Below are 16,643 nucleotides of genomic sequence, written 5' to 3'. Positions count from 1 at the left end.
CTATGCGTCGGCGGTCAGCTTCCCGACCTGCCCGACGTGGAGCCCGATGTGGAGCCCGACGTCGAACCCGCTGTGCTGCCCGATGAGCCGCCTGATGAGCTGCCCGACGTCGTGCCGGAGCCGGAGCCGGATGACGACGCTGAGCCGATGCCGGTGCCGAGGCTGCCCGAACTGCCCGCCGCACTGGAGGGCGCGGTGCTGCCCTGGCTGCTGGGGCTGCTCATGCCTTGCGACATGCGCGACCCGCCGGACTGGCCTTCTCTGCCCCCGCTGCCTTCCCTGCCCATCGCGGAATCGCGCGTGACACGAATCTGGTTGTGCACGTCCTTCACGCCGAACACTTCGTCGGCCATGTCCTCGATCCGGTATTTCTGCTGACGGTCCTGTACCGTGCCGCTCAGCGTGACCACGCCGCCGCTGACGGAGACCTCGACCTCGCGGACATCCACGCGGCTGCTCATCGCCAGGCGTTCGCAAAGATCTTCGCGGATACGCTCGTCGGAACGCTGGTAGCCCTTCGGACCGGCGCGTTGCGCCCGCCGTGCCGCCGCGGACCCACCGGCGCCGCCATAGCCACGGTTCAGATCGCTGCGTTCGTCGGCGCCGGTGAAATGTTCGTAGGCCCGTTCGTTCGGATCGTAGCCGCCGGCGCCGGTGCTGCCGCCAAAGCCACGTCCGCCACGGTCGCGCATGGACCCCTGGCCCGACCCCTGCCGTTCGCGCTGCCAGTCGCCGCCAGCGCGGCGTTGCCAGGACTGGAAGCCCTGGCCAGCAGACGGGTCCTGGTCGCCATAGTCGGATACGCCGTAGCCGCCGCGATAGTGCGTGCGCATGTCGGGTTCCGAGCCGGTGGGGCCTTCCCAGCTGCTGCCCCAGGCGCCTCCGGCGTCACGGCTCGCCGACTGGCGACCCGGCTGACGGCCTTCCCGCCCTTGTTCCCATCCGCCCTGGCGCTGCGCCGACCCGCCCCGTGCCGGCTGATCCCAGCGGCCGCGGCCCTGCCCCCACTCGTCGCCCTGGCTGCCCTGCTGGCTCGACCATTCGCTGCCGTGCCCCGCGCCGCCCTCCTGGTGCCAGTCGCCCCAGCGTTCCCGTTCATACCGCTGCGGGGCATTGCGCTCGCCGCCTTCCCGGCCGAAGTCCCGGCCTGAATGCGACTGCGGGCCTGGCTGCTGGCCGAACTGCTGGCGCCCGCTCTGCCGGCCTTCGCCGTACTCGCCATAGCGCCCTTCGCCATAGCCTTCCTCGAAGCGCCGGTTCTGCCCTTCATAGCCGCCGTAGCCGCTAGACGACACCGACGACGAGCCTTGCGACGACGTCCCGCCGCTCCAGCGGCTACCGCCGGGCTGCTGGCCGCTGCCCTGCCAGTCGCTGCCCGCGCCTTGCTGGCCCGGTTGCGACTGACCGCGTCCCTGGCCTTGCCAGTCGCTGCCGCCCTGCTGGCGATGCGTGAGCCAGTCTCCGCCGCTGTAGGCTTCCTGCTGGCGCTGCGTGCCGCCCTGCCGGCGGCGGTCGTCGCGTTCGTCCTGATCACTGCGTTCGTCACGGTCAGCGCCATAGGCACTGTAGCGGTCGTCCGAACCACTACCCCTGTTGTTTCCCTGGTTCATGAGCGTCTCCGGTGGGGTCAATACGGCCAATACGGTCAATACCGACCCTTCGACGCAAATTCCATACCGCTGGCCCCGGCACGCCCGGGTAGCCGGCCAGCCATGGCGCGGCAGGCGCCTGCCCGATGCCGGGCGCCGGTTCGATTTACATGGCCATATAAATCCTGCAAACGGGCTTCACATGCTGTAGTCAACGGCCTACACCCGATTCAGTGGCCTCCCCCTGAGCGCACCGCAGGCGGAGTCATATCGTGAAGTCACCGCCACCAATTTTCGGGAGACGATCGATGAAACGCCTGCTCACGACCACTGCACTGGCCATCAGCGCCATGCTCTGCATGCCGGCCATGGCCCAGCCCAAGAATGACCCGCCGCTCTCGCCCAATGCACCGAACCCCAGCGCCCCGCCGGCACCGGAAGGCCCGTCGACCCAACGCGGCAGTTCGGGCAGCGGCGCGATGATGAGCGGCGACTCGACCATGCAGCAGGACAAGACCGCGCAGACCAAGTCCGCCCACAAGACCAAGAAGAACACGGGCCAGCACGCCAAGAAGCCGCGCGAACAGGACGCTTCGCCGGTAGCCACGCCGACCGCACCTTCGGGGCCGAAGGGCGACTCGCCCGATCCGGTCCAGAAGCCTTAACGCCAAGGTCACGCCAGCGGGCCTGTCTTTCCACGGGCCTCCCCCGTAGACCCGCTTGCGGCGCGCCGCACGTTGTTCCCCAAACCGGAGCAATGTGCGGCGCGTTTTTTGCGTGTGTCTTGCGGGTTCGATCGGACAAACACGCCCGTATCGAATTCGGTGAATTCCGATCTGTAAAAGATTAACCACACCGGCCATGCAATTCGGCCGTCCGCCAGCGCGCTTCACCTACAGTTAAAGCATCAACCGGAGACGTACATGGATGCACTGAACACCACGCTGGCGCGGCTTAGTCGTCACGCCATGCAGTGTGCAGAGGCGTTGTCCGCCGTGGCGGCCGCGGCATCGGACCCGCAGATTCGGGCCGTGTTTGCCCATCGTGCCAATATGCAACGCTGTGCGTCGGCCGAACTCGGCGCGCGTGCCGCGGCGGCCGGCGATGGCAAGGACGGCAGTGCCGAAGGCCGCGCGCGCGATCCGCAACCTGTCGCGCCGCCCGCCGAATCTGGCGAATTGCCGCTGCTCCGGCATGCCGCCCAGCAGGCTGGCCGTGCCGCCGCAGCCTATGGCGAACTGCTGCGCGAGCCGCTTCCCGATCCGGAATTGCGCCTGCTGCTGGCGCATTACTATCGCGGTGCCACCGAACTGCAGCGGCTGCTGGAACAACGGGCGATGGAGTTCGCCCCGGCGCGCTCACCGGGCGCGGGCGCGCGCCGCATGGTCCGGCCGGTGCCGTAGCAGCCGGTCCGTTCGATGCCGGTGCGGTGGCCGCCAGGGGCGTTCCCGGCCCATCCCGGTTCAAGTGGAGCGCGGCGGCACCTTGAGCGCCGCCTGCCGGTGTGCGGTCAGTTCCTGTTGCGGCTGATAGGGCCGGATCACCAGCGCCACATAGTCCTCGTCATCGGGATTTACCACCAGATAGACCAGTCCGGACATCACCAGGGCCACTTCCCCCAGATGCCCCGCGATGCGTGCCGCCACGAAGTACTGCAGCAGATTGGGCTCCACGGTGGCGTCGATGGCCCGCGCGGCCGTGCAGATCGTCATCATGCACTGCTCGGCGGCCCGGCACACCACCACCACTTCGTCGATGGCATAGCCGGTATGCGCGGCGCGCACCATGACCGATACGCCTTCGCTGGTGTTGGCGCGGTGCCAACCGGGTTTGGCCCGGAAATCGGGCAGCGTCAGCTTGGCGCCCGCGTCGTGGGCGACCAGGTTGAACTGTTGGGCAAAGTCGTGCGGGCTGATGGCCAGCAGCTGTTTCTCGACGGGCGTCGAAGACACGGCCACGGAGGACGCCACGCTGAGCGTGGCCAGGACGCCGGTCAGGTTCATCGTTATCTCCCTCGCACGATGCTTGCCTTGTTTCAGCAATTGCCGTTCCAGCCTCTTCACAGGCAGTGCGGCCAACTGGTTCTGCGGCGGTCCCCTGACTCAATATAGGCGCCGGGCCCGCCGCACGCGAATCCATTCCCGCCGCAGCCTGCGACAGCGCCATTGGCATGCAACTTGCCGCAGGTTCTGCATACCCGACCATGCAATACGACAACAGGAGTGACGATGAGCAAGACCACCCGACACGGCCGCGCGGACGCCGACAGCAAGAGCCGCAACCTGGAGGCCGCAGACCCGGAAGGCATCCCCAGCACGCTTGACCCCCGCCTGGACAGCGAAGCCACCGAAGACATCGAAAGGGAGCTCGGAGACGTATCGCGCGAGCGGCATGAGCCGGACGAAGACGAGCTGCCCGAGGACGAAATTTTCGACGAAGTACGACGCGCCGCCGAGGAACTGCCGGCCGACACGCCGGTGGATCGCGCCGACCAGACCGACAAGCGGATGGAGAATCCGCCCAGCGGCAGCGACCTGTAGCCACGCACGCCGACCGCCGCGCCATGCAAAAAGCCCCGGCAGTGCCGGGGCTCGCAGGCGGGTGGTCCGGATAAGCGCCGCGAATGTTCTGAATCTGTCGAGGACTATTCCGATGCCAGCGCGCCAAATGGGCGCACGTGGATCTGGTTGACCACATCCGACACGCCATACGTATCGTCGACCAGATCTTCGATCTCATACTTCATGCGCCGGTTGTCCACGGTGCCGGTCAGGGTGACCACACTGCCCGCCACCGCAACGGTCACGTCGCTCACGTCCAGCGTGGGCGCGTGCGTCAGGCGCTCGCAGACTTCTTCGCGGATGCGCTCGTCGGAGCGTGTGTAGTTCTTGGGGCCGGCCGGGCGGCGGCCATAGACTTCGGGACCACGTCCATGGACCGCCTGGCCCATGCGCGGACGCTGCCGGAAATTGCGGCCCGATTCGACGCCGTAGTCCTCGTAGCCCGAGCCCCGCTGGCTGTCGCGGCCCCGTTCGTAGCCGCCTTCATAGCCGCTGCGCGTGCCGCGCCACCGCTCGTCGCGGCCCGGCATCTGTGCGTTCGACGTCCGCGTGCCGGCGTCGTAGCCGTCCTTGTAGCCGCTGCTGTAGGCGCTGACGTAGCCTGGGCTATGGGGCGAGCTTTCGTCGCGCGAATCGTCGTACGTGGGCCGGGCGGGATAGTAGACGGTGGCGCCGCGTGAACGCCATCCGCCGCTCAGTTGTGCGGTGCGACCCTGGCGCCAGGCGTCGCGGTTGCGCGGATCTTCGTCCCGCAGGCGGGCGTCGCGATCTTCATAGGCGTCATACGGATTGCGTTCACCGGCGTTGCCATAGCGGCCGGCCGACAGATCGCGGCGTCGCCAGTGGCGATCGTCGCCAGGCACGTTGCCATAGCCCTCTTCATAGCCTCCGTACTGCTGATCGGGCCTGCGGCGACGGCCGTAGTCGTCTGATCGGTTCATTGCCATGCCTCCGTGAAGCCGGGGCGACCAACGCCCCCGATGCTTGGAGACCGGCAAGTTTCGTACCGGAGCGGGCAGCCATGAAAAATGGCGCCGGAAGCACCGGCGCCATGCAGTTTCTACAAGCCCTGCGCGCAGGTCTTGCTGCCTAGGACGATTTGCGGGCGCTCTGCATGGCCGCGCTATCGGCACTCTGTGGCGTCACGAGCCGCAGCCCGCTGGCGACCGCTGCCGCTGCCGCGAAAGCGGCACCCAGGCTTAGCGCCAGGGTGGGCCCGTGTTCGCCGGCGATGCCGAATGACAAGGCCACCAACGCCGCGCCGGTGGCCTGGCCCAGCAGTCGCGCGGTGGCTACCACGCCGCTGGCGCCGCCTGCACGCTCGCGCGGCGCGCTGGCCATCAGCGCCTTCAGGTTGGGCGACTGGAAAAAGCCGAATCCGGCACCGCAGATCGCCATGCGGATGCCGATATTGAGCACGCTGGCATCGGCCGGCATCATCGCCAGCGACGCCATGCCCACCGCCATGATGGCCAGGCCGATGCCGCCGAGCAGGCCCGGCGGATAGCGGTCGGACAAGCGGCCCGCAATGGGCGCCATCACGGCCACCACGGCGGACCAGGGCGTCAGCAGGAAGCCGGTCTCCACCGGATTGCGCCCCAGCACATGCTCGAAGTAGAACGGCAGCGACACGAAGGCCAGGCCCTGCGCGGCAAAAGAGCAGACGGCGGTGGCCGTCGACAACGCGAACATCGGCCGCTTGAGCAGATCCACCGGCAGCATGGGCGCCGGATGCCCGCGCTCGCGGCGCAGCAGCAGCACAAAGGCCACCACGAAGATGGCTGCGGCAGCCAGCACGTATTCCAGCGGCTCGCGCTGCACCCCCTCGCCCAGGGCGAAGATCAGCGCGGCGAACGTGATGGCGTTCAGCACGGCTGCCACCGGATCGAAACCATGCTGGCTGCGCCTGGTCTGCGGCAGCGACGGCCAGGCGATGACCAGCGCCAGCAGCCCGATCGGCAGGTTGACGGCAAACAGCCATGGCCACGGGCCAATCGACAGGATCACCGAGGCCACCGTCGGTCCCACGGCAAACGACACCCCCACGACCAGCGCGTTGAGGCCCACCCCCCGCCCAAGCCGGTGAATCGGAAAGATCGCACTGATCAGCGCCGTGTTGACGCTCATGATGGCCGCGGCGCCCACCCCCTGCAGCAGCCGGGCCGCCGCCAGGGACGGCAGCGACCAGGCCATCGCACAGACCACCGACGACAGGATGAACACCACCACGCCGCCCAGGTAGATGCGTCGGTGCCCCACCACGCCGCCGAGCGCGGCGAACGGCAGCAGCGTGGCCACCATCGCCAGCTGGTAGGCGTTGATGATCCACACCGACGCGGCCGGCGTGCTGTTCAGGTCGGCTGCGATGTTGGGCAAGGCCGTATTGGCGATGGCCGTGTCCAGCGTGGCCAGCGACACGGCAATCATGATGGCCGCCATCCCGCGCTTTTCGCGGGCGGTCATCGGGCTGTCTGCAGGAGGAACGGCAGCGGCGACGGCCGGGCTTGCGGGGGCTGCTGCGTCGCTTTCGGCGGGCGGGGTGGCGGGGTTCTGCACGATATCGGTCCGGGGGGCGAGCGGGAACGGATGGGAAGCCGCGGCACAAATGACGTGGCAATCATTGCACCGTCAAGTATCGCAAGACGAGACGATACGACAAAACGCGCGCGCGTGCTGGCGGCGATTTCAACCCTGGGTGGGCCGCTGACGCCGTTTTCGGGGCGAACCCAGCAGATTGGCCCGGGTTCGTCGCCGAACACGGGCCAACATCATGCAAATCGTCGGGAATGCACCGAGGTAACGGGAGGACGGATCAGTGCGGCCCGTACTTCATCTGGACATCGTCCACGCGCAGGGTGCGCATGTTGTAGAGGCAGGTGTAGCGGAAGGCCATGGCCTCTTCGCTGGCGTCGGGTTCGAACGTGCCTTCGCCGCTGATCGACGTCTGGTTGGTCGTTTGCTGCGCGATGCGTTCGCGATCCGGCATCATCATCACGCTGCCCGGCTGCGGGTAGCGCGTCTTGACCGCATCGGCCACCCGTTTTTCGCAGGCATTGCCGGCGGCATCGAGCTGGGCGCGGCTGACACCGGTCTGCGGCGTGGTGATGGTGGTCGTCGGCTGTTGCGACGTGCGCGGCAGCGTGGGCGGCGGCATTGGCGCACTGGCGCAGCCCGCCAGGATCATGGCCAGGACGGCTGTCGAGAACGGGTACAAAGTCGTGAAACGTGGCATCGGGTCTGTCCGGAGTCGGCGAAAAAACCGTCGGAAAACGGGGTGCTGATCCCTTGGACTCTATGCCAGAAATGCTTTCGGAGCAACCTGACGCGGCAAGGTCAGGCGGCGGGCGCCTTGACTTTGGCCGGTGCCGGCGCGGTCATGTACGACGCCGCCGAAGACAGGCGCTCACGTGTGCGGTCGTCCGCTGCCGGCCCGGCCCGCACCACGTGGCGCTTGCCCATCTGCAGCGGCTCGCCGTTGGCGGCATCCACCAGCAGGGGCTCGACGACCTTGCCCGTGTCGCGGTCGACAATCTGCACGCTGGCCCCTTCCGGCGCGAAATTGCGGTTGCCCCAGGCCAGCAGCGCCAGCAACACGGGCCGGAAATCGCGCCCGCAGTCGGTCAGCACGTATTCGTAGCGGGGCGGCCGTTCCGAATACTGGCGTTTTTCGAGCAGGCCCTCTTCGACCAGGCCATTGAGCCGGCGCGTGAGCATGTTTGGCGCGATATCGAGGTTGCGCTGGAATTCGTCGAAGCGTTTCGTGCCATAGAACGCATCGCGCAGAATCAGAATGCTCCACCACTCGCCCACGCGTTCGAGGCTGCGGGCGATCGGGCATTGCATGTTGCGGAAAGTCTTGCGTTGCATGTCGTTCCCGTTTGTCGGTGTATCGGCCCGATGATACCCACCTTTCGGCACGCATCGGCCAAAGCCCCGTCGGCACGGCCGACATCCAGGGCGGCCCCAGCGAAAAAAGGCGCCCCGGCCATTGGCCGTGGCGCCGCAATGCCTGCGCGTCGTGGAGTCCGCGCGGGCCCCTCGCTTGCCTTGTATGAGCCGGGAACGGCTCCGGATCAGAAAATGTGCCGAACGCCCAGCGACACGCCCAGCTGGCCGCTGGCATCGGGCGTCTTGTAATAGACCTGCGACGTCGAGGGCAGGTAGCCCACCGACTGGCCGTTCGGCAGGTACGAAATGTTGTCCCAGTTCAGCGACGCGTTGCGCGCGTAGTTCACCGCGAAGAACACATCGGTCCGCTTGGACAGGCTGTAGTCGGCCAGCGCCAGGTACTGCTGCGGGTTCTTGGGATTGGTCGTCACGCCGCCGATGCGTGCGGACTTGATGTCGTCGTAGTAATAGGCCAGCGACAGGCGCAGCGCAGCGGTGGCGTCCCAGTTCACGCCCACCCAGTACATGTCGTCGCGGTGCGGCAGCAGGGTTGGCGTGCCGGTGGCCGGAGCCACCGAGTTGCCCCAGCGGTAGCCCGCCACCATCTTGACCTGGCCCAGCCGGTAGCTGGCGCCCAGCATCGCGCGCATGTCGCGGCCATAGTCGTTCGATCCCGAAGTGCCGGCGGCCTGTGCGGTGTTGAGCGTCTTGACCTCGTCATAGGCCGCCGCGATACCGAACGGGCCATTCGCATAAGACAGGCCCACGCCATAGGCCGAGCCCGCGGCGAACGTGCCGCTGCGTTCACCGAACGACCAGTGCGCCATGGCTGTGAGCGGGCCGAACGTGCCCTGGTACTGCACCACGTTGTTTTCGCGGAAGTTCGGGCCGGCGATGCCCACCACCGGTTCGAATTCCGGGGCATACGCCAGCGGCGTGAAGCTGCCCATCGTCAGGAACGCCGAGGTGTACTGGCGGCCGAAGGTCACCTTGCCCCACTGGTTCTGCAGGCCCACGAAGGCCTGGCGGCCGAACAGCAGCCCGCCATTGCCCATCTTGCCGTCATCGGTGTTGAACTGGTTTTCCAGCACGAACAGGCTCTTCAGCCCACCGCCAAGCTCTTCGACGCCCCGCAGGCCGAAACGCGACTGCGCGATGCCCGACGAATTCATGAACACGGCCGAACCGCTGCCCGGTGCCAGTACCCCATTGCTGGTGTTCTGCACGTGGTTGACGTACTGGATGCTGGACGTGACAACGCCATAGAGCGTCACGGACGATTGGGCCCAGGCGGCGGGCGCAAGCAGCGCGCCGGCAAGGGCAGCGAACAGCGTCTTCTTCATTGTTTTACGGTTCCGAGTGTGGTGGCTGGTGGCGCCAGTGGTCTCCTCCGTCCAGCGCCCGGGTGCGATCGTTGTCAATCGCGTCACGTCAAATTAATCTCGCGTATTAAATTGACATGGACCGCAGGCTAACGGCATACGCACGTTCAGTTAGTTAGGACTTTCCCGGAGAGGTACGAAAATGGAGAAAATGCGACGCCAAATGGATGTCGGACATCGGATTTTTCCGTATCCTTGCGAGGCTTTCATTTTGATAACGACAAGCCAGCCAGCGACGCCACCACGCCATGAAGCTCAAGCAAGCGCGCGCCATGATCGCGGATGAGCACCGCCCGCCCGCGCACGACCCCCGCCGTACGCCAGGTCGCAAGGCCGCCGATGCCGATCGCCCGGCAGGCGTTCCGGACGCCCCAAGCGCCCAAAGCGCGCAGGGGACGGACGCTGCCGCCGCTACCGCCTCTGGCGCCCCGGACGGGCTGACCGATACCGCGCGGCGCATTCTTGAAATTGCCGAGCGCCTGTTTGCCGAACAGGGCGTGGAACAGGTGCCGCTACGCCAGATCGTGGTGGAAAGCGGCCAGCGCAACCGTTCCGCCCTGCACTACCACTTCGGATCGCGCGAAGCCCTGGTCAGCCACCTGCTGAACCGGCGCCTGCACCAGGTCAACGAAATCCGCCACCGGCATCTGGACGAACTGGAAGGCCGCGGCCAGCCCATCGACATCCACGGCGTGGTGCAAGCCACCATCCGTCCGCTGGTCGAGGTGGTGCTGGACACCGACTGGGGCACCAACTACCTGCAGGTGCTGGCCCAGACCACGTTCAGCCCGGCCCTGCTCAACAAGGGGCTGGTCGACAAGACCGCCATGAGCGCGCTGTACCGGGTGCGCGAACACCTCTATGCGCTGCTGCCCGACGTGCCGCGCGACGTCATGAAGCTTCGCCTGATCTGGTTCATGGATACGGTGGTGTATTCGCTGGCCCACTGGGTGCGGGAACGCAGCAAGCGGGCCCGTAGCGGGCCGCCTGTGGAGGAATTGATCGATTTCTGCGCGGCGGCCCTGGCGGGTCCAAGGCCGCCGCCGGCCGGCGCATCCGCGGCATCCGGGGCAGCCCCGGGGCCGGCGGCCTCCCCGAAGCCGCCGAGAACGCCCCGGGCGCGCTGATCAGCCCGTGGCGCGGGCCGCGTCCGGCGCCGTACGGGCCAGCACCGGCACCAGTGCCGCACCCGTGTGGCTGGCCTTGATGCGCGACAGCGTTTCGGGGTCTGCGGCCCCGACGATGGTGCCGCCATGGGCGCCGCCTTCCGGCCCCAGGTCGATAATCCAGTCGGCCTCGGCAATCACGTCCAGGTCGTGCTCGATCACCACCACGCTGTGGCCGCCGTCCGTGAGCCGGTGCAGCACGCGGATCAGCCGCGCCACATCGGCCATGTGCAGGCCCACGGTCGGCTCGTCGAGCACGTAGAGCGTGTGCGGGGCCTTCTGGCCGCGCCGCGTGATGTCATCGCGCACCTTCGACAGCTCCGTCACCAGCTTGATCCGCTGCGCCTCGCCGCCAGACAGCGTCGGCGACGGCTGGCCCAGCGTCAGATAGCCCAGGCCGACGTCCTTCATCAACTGCAGCGGATGGCCGATCTGCGTGATGGCCGCGAAGAACTCCACGGCCTCGTCGATCTCCATCGTCAGCACGTCACCGATGTTCTTGCCGCGCCACGTCACCGCCAGGGTTTCCGGGTTGAAGCGTTGCCCGTGGCACACGTCGCACGGCACCTTCACATCGGGCAGGAAGCTCATGCCGATGGTGCGCACGCCCTGTCCCTCGCAGGCGGGGCAGCGCCCGTCGCTGGTGTTGAACGAGAAACGCGATGCGCTGTAGCCGCGTGCCTTGGCCTCCAGCGTCTCGGCAAACAGCTTGCGAATCGCGTCCCAGACGCCGATATAGGTCGCCGGACAGGATCGCGGCGTCTTGCCGATCGGCGTCTGGTCCACTTCCAGCACGCGGTCGATCGATTCCCAGCCGCTGATGCCCGCGCAGCCGTGCCAGGCGTGCTCGACACTGAGCGCCTTCGTGGCCGTGGGCTTGCCGGCTTGTTCGGCTGCGGCACGCGCCCGGCGCGTGGCCGGCGACGACATCACCGAGCGCCCCACCGCATCCAGCAGATTGGTCATCAGCACGTCCCGCGCCAGCGTGGACTTGCCCGAGCCCGACACGCCCGTGATGGCCACCAGCCGCCCCAGCGGAATCCGCGCGGTCACGTCACGCAGGTTGTGCAGGTGCGCGCCCTCGACGGTCAGCCACTGGGCCGGCTCGGCTTCCTTGCCGGCACGCGCCGGCTTGACCGGCCTGCGCGGTTGCAGCGGGTGGATCATCGGATGCGCCAGGAACCGGCCCGTGGTGGAATCGGCAGCAGCCGACAGCGCCGCCACGCCGCCCTGCGCCACCAGATTGCCGCCGCGCTTGCCGGCCCCCGGGCCGATGTCGATGATGTGGTCGGCCCGGCGGATGGTGTCCTCGTCGTGCTCCACCACGACCAGCGTGTTGCCCTTGTCGCCGAGCTTGCGCAAGGCATCGAGCAGGATCTGGTTGTCGCGCGGATGCAGGCCGATGGTCGGCTCGTCCAGCACGTAGCAGACGCCCTGCAGGTTGCTGCCAAGCTGGGCGGCCAGCCGGATACGCTGCGCCTCGCCGCCCGACAGGCTCGGCGCGGCACGGTCCAGGCTCAGGTAGCCAAGCCCCACCTCTTCCAGGAACTGCAGGCGGCTGGCGATCTCGGTCACCACATCGCGGGCGATCTCGGCATCGCGCCCTTTCAGGCGCAGGCCATCGACCCAGCGGCGGGTGTCGGACACCGTCCATTGCGCCACGTCGGTAATGGCATTCGCGTCGAAGGTGACCGCCCGGGCCACCGGGTTCAGGCGCGTGCCGCCGCAGTCGGGGCATGGCGTATCGGCCACGCCTTCGGGTTCCTGCTCCTCGGACGGCAGACTCTGCTCGCGGCCACGGTCGTCGCCGCCCAGCACGGTGTCATCGAACGCCGCGCGCTGTTCGCCCGTCAGCGCCAGACCCGTGCCGACACAGGTGCCGCACCAGCCGTGCTTGCTGTTGTACGAGAACATGCGCGGGTCCAGCTCCGGATAGCTGGTGCCGCAGACCGGACAGGCGCGCTTGGTCGAAAACACCCTGGTTTCGCCGACCTTGCCCGACCCCTTGCCGTCGTGCATGGCGTCGTGCAGTCCGTCCAGCGGTGCCAGCAAGTGCATCACGCCCTTGCCCAGTTCCAGCGTCTGATCCAGCAAGGCGCGCAGTGCGGCCTCGTTGTCTGGAGAAACGACGATGTCACCGACAGGCAGTTCGATCGTGTGCTCGCGAAAACGGTCCAGACGCGGCCAGGGATCGACCGGCAGGAATTCGCCATCCACGCGCAGATGCGTATTGCCGCGCGCCTTGGCCCACTTGGCCAGGTCGGTATAGACGCCCTTGCGGTTCACCACCAGCGGGGCCAGCAGGCCCACGTGCTGGCCGCGATAGTCGCGCAGCAGCTGGGCTGCGATCGACGCCGGGCTTTGCGAGGTCACCGGCGCCCCGTCATGCACGCAATGCTGGATGCCCAGCTTGACGTAGAGCAGCCGCAGGAAGTGCCAGACTTCGGACGTCGTCGCCACGGTACTCTTGCGGCCGCCACGCGACAGCCGCTGCTCGATGGCCACCGTCGGCGGGATGCCATAGACCGCATCCACTTCGGGCCGCCCCGCCGGCTGCACGATAGACCGCGCATAGGCGTTCAGCGATTCCAGATAGCGGCGCTGCCCTTCGTGGAACAGGATGTCGAATGCCAGCGTGGACTTGCCCGAGCCCGACACGCCGGTAATCACGTTGAACTTGCCGTGCGGAATGTCGACGTTGAGCGCCTTCAGGTTGTGCTCGTGAGCATTGACGATGCGCACCACGCCCTCGCCTTCCACGGCGCGGCGCGCCCGGGCGGCCTGCACCGCGGCCTGCAGCGGCAGACCGTGCCTGGCCTGTTCCTCGCGCTCGGCGGCCAGCGTGCCCGATTCGCCCAGGGCCTTGTCATAGGCCAGCAGCGCATGGCCGGTATGCGAGTCGGCACAGCCTTTGACCATGTCGGGCGTGCCCACGCACAGCACCTCGCCACCGGCGTCCCCGCCTTCGGGGCCCAGATCGACAATCCAGTCGGACGCACGGATCACGTCGAGGTTGTGCTCGATCACGATCAGCGAGTGCCCGCCATCCAGCAGCTTGCCGAACGCGCGCATGAGCTTGGCGATATCGTCGAAGTGCAGCCCGGTGGTCGGTTCGTCGAACATGAACAGGCGCTTGGGCAGCACCACGGCCTTGCGGTTCTTCACCGGCTGCGCGGCCGCCGTTTCGGCCAGGAAGCCGGCCAGCTTCAGGCGCTGCGCCTCGCCGCCCGACAGCGTCGGCACCGGCTGGCCCAGCTTCACATATTCCAGGCCCACGTCGGCAATCGGCGCCAGCACGCGCAGTACGGCCGCATCGCCCTCGAACAGCGCCGTCGCCTCGCTGACGGTCAGTTCCAGCACGTCGGCCACGCTCAGCGTGCGCGGTGCCTGGCCGCGCGCGGCACGCTCGATCTTCACTTCGAGCACTTCGGCGCGATAGCGCGTGCCATCGCAATCCGGGCAGCGCAGGTACACATCGGAGAGGAACTGCATCTCCACGTGCTCGAAGCCCGAGCCGCCGCAGGTGGGGCACCGGCCGTCGCCCGAGTTGAAGCTGAACGTGCCGGCCGTATAGCCGCGCTGCAGCGCCAGCGGCGCCTTGGCAAACAGCTTGCGGATCTCGTCGAACGCACCCACGTAGCTGGCCGGGTTGGAACGCGCCGTCTTGCCGATGGGCGACTGGTCGACAAAGACCACGTCATCGACCAGGTCGGCACCCACCAGGTCGCGGAATGCCCCGGGCGATTCGGTGGCCTTGCCGAAGTGGCGCGCCATGGCCGGATACAGCACATCCTGCAGCAGCGTGGATTTGCCCGAACCGGACACGCCGGTCACGCAGACCAGCCGGTTCAGCGGAATCTCGACCGTCACGTCCTTGAGGTTGTGCTCCGTGGCCCCTTCCAGCTTCAGGCGCGGCGTGGTGTCGTCCACGGGCCGCAGACGCCAGTCCGTGGCATCGGTCACGCGCCGGCGGCCGCCCAGATAATCGCCCGTCAGCGTCGGTTCCTTGCGGATGGTGTCGGGCGTGCCGTCGAAGATGATCGAGCCGCCGCGCTCGCCCGGGCCCGGGCCCATATCGATCAGGCGGTCGGCCGCCAGCATTACCGACGGATCGTGTTCCACCACCACCAGGGTGTTGCCGGCATCGCGCAGGCGGTGCATGGCCTCGACGATGCGGTTCAGGTCGCGCGGATGCAGGCCGATGCTGGGCTCGTCCAGCACGAACAGCGTATTCACCAGCGACGTGCCCAGCGCGGTGGTCAGGTTGATCCGCTGCACCTCGCCGCCGGACAGCGTGCGGCTCTGGCGATCCAGCGTCAGATAGCCCAGCCCCACGTCGCACAGGTACTTCAGGCGCGTGCGGACTTCGGCCAGCAGCAGCTTGAGCGCATCGTCCAGCAAGGCGCTCGACAACGTCAGGTCGTCGAAAAAGCGGCGGATGCGCGCAATCGGCATCAGCATCAGATCGTGGACGGTCAAACCCGGCAGGCTTTCCAGCTGGGCACGGTTCCAGTCCACGCCCTTCGGCAGGAAGCGGCTGGCCGGCGCCAGCACGGCGTCGGCGTTGTCCTTGCTGCCCAGGCGCCACAGCAGGGCTTCGGTTTTCAGGCGCGCGCCGCAGCAGGTTTCGCACGGCGTGTAGCTGCGGTACTTCGACAGCAGCACGCGGATGTGCATCTTGTAGGCCTTCGACTCCAGGTAGTTGAAGAACCGCATCACGCCGTACCACTGCTTGTTCCACTGGCCATTCCAGTCAGGCGACCCGTGGATCACCCAGTGCTGCTCGGCCTCGCTGAGCTGGTTCCACGCCAGGTCGCGCGGAATCCCGGCCTTGGCCGCATACCGCATCAGGTCGTCCTGGCATTCCTTCCAGGCCGGCGTCTGCATCGGCTTGATCGCCCCGTCGCGCAGCGACTTGCGCCCGTCCGGAATCACCAGGCCCAGGTCCACGCCGATCACCCGCCCAAACCCACGGCAGGTCTCGCAAGCGCCGTAGGCGGAATTGAACGAGAACAGCGCCGGCTGCGGGTCCGCATAGCGGATATCGCTCTCCGGGCTGTGCAGCCCCGTGGAGAACTTCCACACCGGGCCCTCGCCCTCGTCGGTCACCACATTGACGCTGACCCGGCCGCCGCCGCGCTTCAGCGATGCCTCGATGGCCTCGATGGCGCGCGCCTTTTCCACATTGCCAAGGCGGAAGCGGTCCGCCACCACATCGAGCACCTTGCGGTTGCCAGTTGGCGATTCGACGATGCGCTGCCCATGCACCCGCGTATAGCCGCTGACCGACAGCCACTGCGTCACTTCGTCCTCGGTGGCCGATTCCGGCAGTTCGACCGGAAACGTCACCACCAGCCGGGCGTCGGCAAACGGCTGGCCGGCGGCCGTGCGGGCCTGCAGTTCCGCGTAGATCGTCTCGGGCGAGTCGTGGCGTACCGGCAGCGCGGTCTGCTTGTCGAACAACTCGGCCGCACGGGCGTACAGCAGCTTCAGATGGTCGTTGAGCTCGGTCATCGTGCCCACGGTCGACCGCGAGCTGCGCACCGGGTTGGTCTGGTCGATGGCAATGGCGGGCGGCACGCCGTCCACCTTGTCCACCTGCGGCCGGTCCATGCGGTCCAGAAACTGGCGCGCATAGGCGCTGAAGGTCTCCACGTAGCGGCGCTGGCCTTCGGCGTACAGCGTGTCGAACACCAGGCTCGACTTGCCCGACCCCGACGGCCCCGTCACCACGGTCATTTGCCCGGTGTGCAGGTCGAGATCAACGTTCTTGAGATTGTGCTGACGGGCGCCGCGAATGCGGATCGTACCGGAATCTGACAATTTCTTGCCTCGAATCAGTGAGTTGGATGCGGAACTTAACGTTCTTTGGAAGCTTTTCACCACGCCACGCGGGCGCGGAAGTGCCCTAACTATACTGTATAAACGTACAGGCTTCCTGACAGCCAGCAGACAATTCTGATTTCGGAAGCCATGCGTCCCGGCAGGCGAATCTTGCGCCAGAATGCCTACCCACGTTCAAGTCGCCCCCGAATTGAGCAAACATGGTTTGCATAA

Annotated in this window: 12 protein-coding genes; 4 read left to right on the top strand and 8 right to left on the bottom strand. The window is 67.3% G+C overall.

The features are described 5' to 3' along the window. Positions 1-14: 14 nt before the first annotated feature. On the bottom strand, positions 15-1,610 hold the full coding sequence (locus tag AC24R4_RS01345; protein ID WP_487522013.1) for a BON domain-containing protein: 1,596 nt from the start codon (positions 1,608-1,610) through the stop codon (positions 15-17). A 287-nt stretch (positions 1,611-1,897) separates the two neighbouring features. On the opposite strand from AC24R4_RS01345, the gene AC24R4_RS01340 reads away from it, so the two are divergent. Next, entirely contained in the window at positions 1,898-2,254 is a 357-nt protein-coding gene (locus tag AC24R4_RS01340; protein ID WP_487522012.1) for a hypothetical protein, read from the top strand. A 258-nt stretch (positions 2,255-2,512) separates the two neighbouring features. Next, positions 2,513-2,992: a hypothetical protein gene (locus AC24R4_RS01335; RefSeq protein ID WP_487522011.1), complete on the top strand. Its 480-nt coding sequence runs from the start codon at positions 2,513-2,515 to the stop codon at positions 2,990-2,992. Positions 2,993-3,052: 60 nt separating this feature from the next. Here AC24R4_RS01335 and AC24R4_RS01330 read toward each other — a convergent pair whose 3' ends face one another. Then, complete coding sequence (locus tag AC24R4_RS01330) at positions 3,053-3,592, bottom strand: malto-oligosyltrehalose synthase (RefSeq protein WP_487522010.1); 540 nt, start codon at positions 3,590-3,592, stop codon at positions 3,053-3,055. 225 nt (positions 3,593-3,817) lie between these two features. Here AC24R4_RS01330 and AC24R4_RS01325 point away from each other — a divergent pair, with 225 nt between their 5' ends. Continuing rightward, positions 3,818-4,129 (top strand): hypothetical protein, encoded by a 312-nt coding sequence (locus AC24R4_RS01325; RefSeq protein ID WP_487522009.1) that lies wholly within the window; start codon positions 3,818-3,820, stop codon positions 4,127-4,129. A 104-nt stretch (positions 4,130-4,233) separates the two neighbouring features. On the opposite strand, the gene AC24R4_RS01320 is transcribed toward AC24R4_RS01325, so the two are convergent. From AC24R4_RS01320 to AC24R4_RS01300, 5 genes are all read right to left on the bottom strand, one after another. Continuing rightward, a complete protein-coding gene (locus AC24R4_RS01320) occupies positions 4,234-5,091 on the bottom strand; it encodes a BON domain-containing protein (RefSeq protein ID WP_487522008.1) in 858 nt (285 codons plus the stop codon). A gap of 148 nt (positions 5,092-5,239) precedes the next feature. Next, positions 5,240-6,613 carry an MFS transporter gene (locus AC24R4_RS01315; protein ID WP_400397021.1) on the bottom strand — a complete coding sequence of 458 codons (1,374 nt, stop codon included), beginning with the start codon at positions 6,611-6,613 and terminating at the stop codon, positions 5,240-5,242. A gap of 349 nt (positions 6,614-6,962) precedes the next feature. After that, the gene (locus AC24R4_RS01310) at positions 6,963-7,382 is read right to left on the bottom strand and encodes a short-chain fatty acid transporter (RefSeq protein WP_487522007.1); all 420 of its coding nucleotides are present in this window, start codon (positions 7,380-7,382) and stop codon (positions 6,963-6,965) included. Between the two features lie 101 nt (positions 7,383-7,483). Further along, positions 7,484-8,017, bottom strand: coding sequence for a winged helix-turn-helix transcriptional regulator (locus AC24R4_RS01305; protein ID WP_153949503.1), 534 nt, complete (start codon positions 8,015-8,017; stop codon positions 7,484-7,486). Between the two features lie 206 nt (positions 8,018-8,223). Further along, positions 8,224-9,381, bottom strand: a complete 1,158-nt coding sequence (locus tag AC24R4_RS01300) for a porin (RefSeq protein WP_400393776.1) — start codon at positions 9,379-9,381, stop codon at positions 8,224-8,226. 287 nt (positions 9,382-9,668) lie between these two features. Here AC24R4_RS01300 and AC24R4_RS01295 point away from each other — a divergent pair, with 287 nt between their 5' ends. After that, on the top strand, positions 9,669-10,547 hold the full coding sequence (locus AC24R4_RS01295; RefSeq protein WP_400393775.1) for a TetR/AcrR family transcriptional regulator: 879 nt from the start codon (positions 9,669-9,671) through the stop codon (positions 10,545-10,547). Here the strand turns inward: AC24R4_RS01295 and uvrA are convergent, their stop codons facing one another. Continuing rightward, the gene (uvrA, locus tag AC24R4_RS01290; RefSeq protein WP_400393773.1) at positions 10,548-16,409 is read right to left on the bottom strand and encodes an excinuclease ABC subunit UvrA; all 5,862 of its coding nucleotides are present in this window, start codon (positions 16,407-16,409) and stop codon (positions 10,548-10,550) included. Positions 16,410-16,643: the final 234 nt, after the last annotated feature.

This window comes from Cupriavidus sp. CER-90, from assembly GCF_057652055.1.
The sequence above is the reverse complement of the archived record's forward strand: the minus strand, read 5'-3'. Positions and strand labels throughout refer to the sequence as shown.

What these genes read in the sequence shown, in the direction of transcription:
- AC24R4_RS01310 (WP_487522007.1), bottom strand. Translation starts at nt 7,382, where the DNA reads ATGCCACGTTTCACGACTTTGTACCCGTTCTCGACAGCCGTCCTGGCC.
- AC24R4_RS01330 (WP_487522010.1), bottom strand. Translation starts at nt 3,592, where the DNA reads ATGAACCTGACCGGCGTCCTGGCCACGCTCAGCGTGGCGTCCTCCGTG.
- AC24R4_RS01300 (WP_400393776.1), bottom strand. Translation starts at nt 9,381, where the DNA reads ATGAAGAAGACGCTGTTCGCTGCCCTTGCCGGCGCGCTGCTTGCGCCC.
- AC24R4_RS01295 (WP_400393775.1), top strand. Translation starts at nt 9,669, where the DNA reads ATGAAGCTCAAGCAAGCGCGCGCCATGATCGCGGATGAGCACCGCCCG.
- AC24R4_RS01305 (WP_153949503.1), bottom strand. Translation starts at nt 8,017, where the DNA reads ATGCAACGCAAGACTTTCCGCAACATGCAATGCCCGATCGCCCGCAGC.
- AC24R4_RS01345 (WP_487522013.1), bottom strand. Translation starts at nt 1,610, where the DNA reads ATGAACCAGGGAAACAACAGGGGTAGTGGTTCGGACGACCGCTACAGT.
- AC24R4_RS01340 (WP_487522012.1), top strand. Translation starts at nt 1,898, where the DNA reads ATGAAACGCCTGCTCACGACCACTGCACTGGCCATCAGCGCCATGCTC.
- AC24R4_RS01325 (WP_487522009.1), top strand. Translation starts at nt 3,818, where the DNA reads ATGAGCAAGACCACCCGACACGGCCGCGCGGACGCCGACAGCAAGAGC.
- AC24R4_RS01335 (WP_487522011.1), top strand. Translation starts at nt 2,513, where the DNA reads ATGGATGCACTGAACACCACGCTGGCGCGGCTTAGTCGTCACGCCATG.
- AC24R4_RS01320 (WP_487522008.1), bottom strand. Translation starts at nt 5,091, where the DNA reads ATGAACCGATCAGACGACTACGGCCGTCGCCGCAGGCCCGATCAGCAG.
- AC24R4_RS01315 (WP_400397021.1), bottom strand. Translation starts at nt 6,613, where the DNA reads ATGACCGCCCGCGAAAAGCGCGGGATGGCGGCCATCATGATTGCCGTG.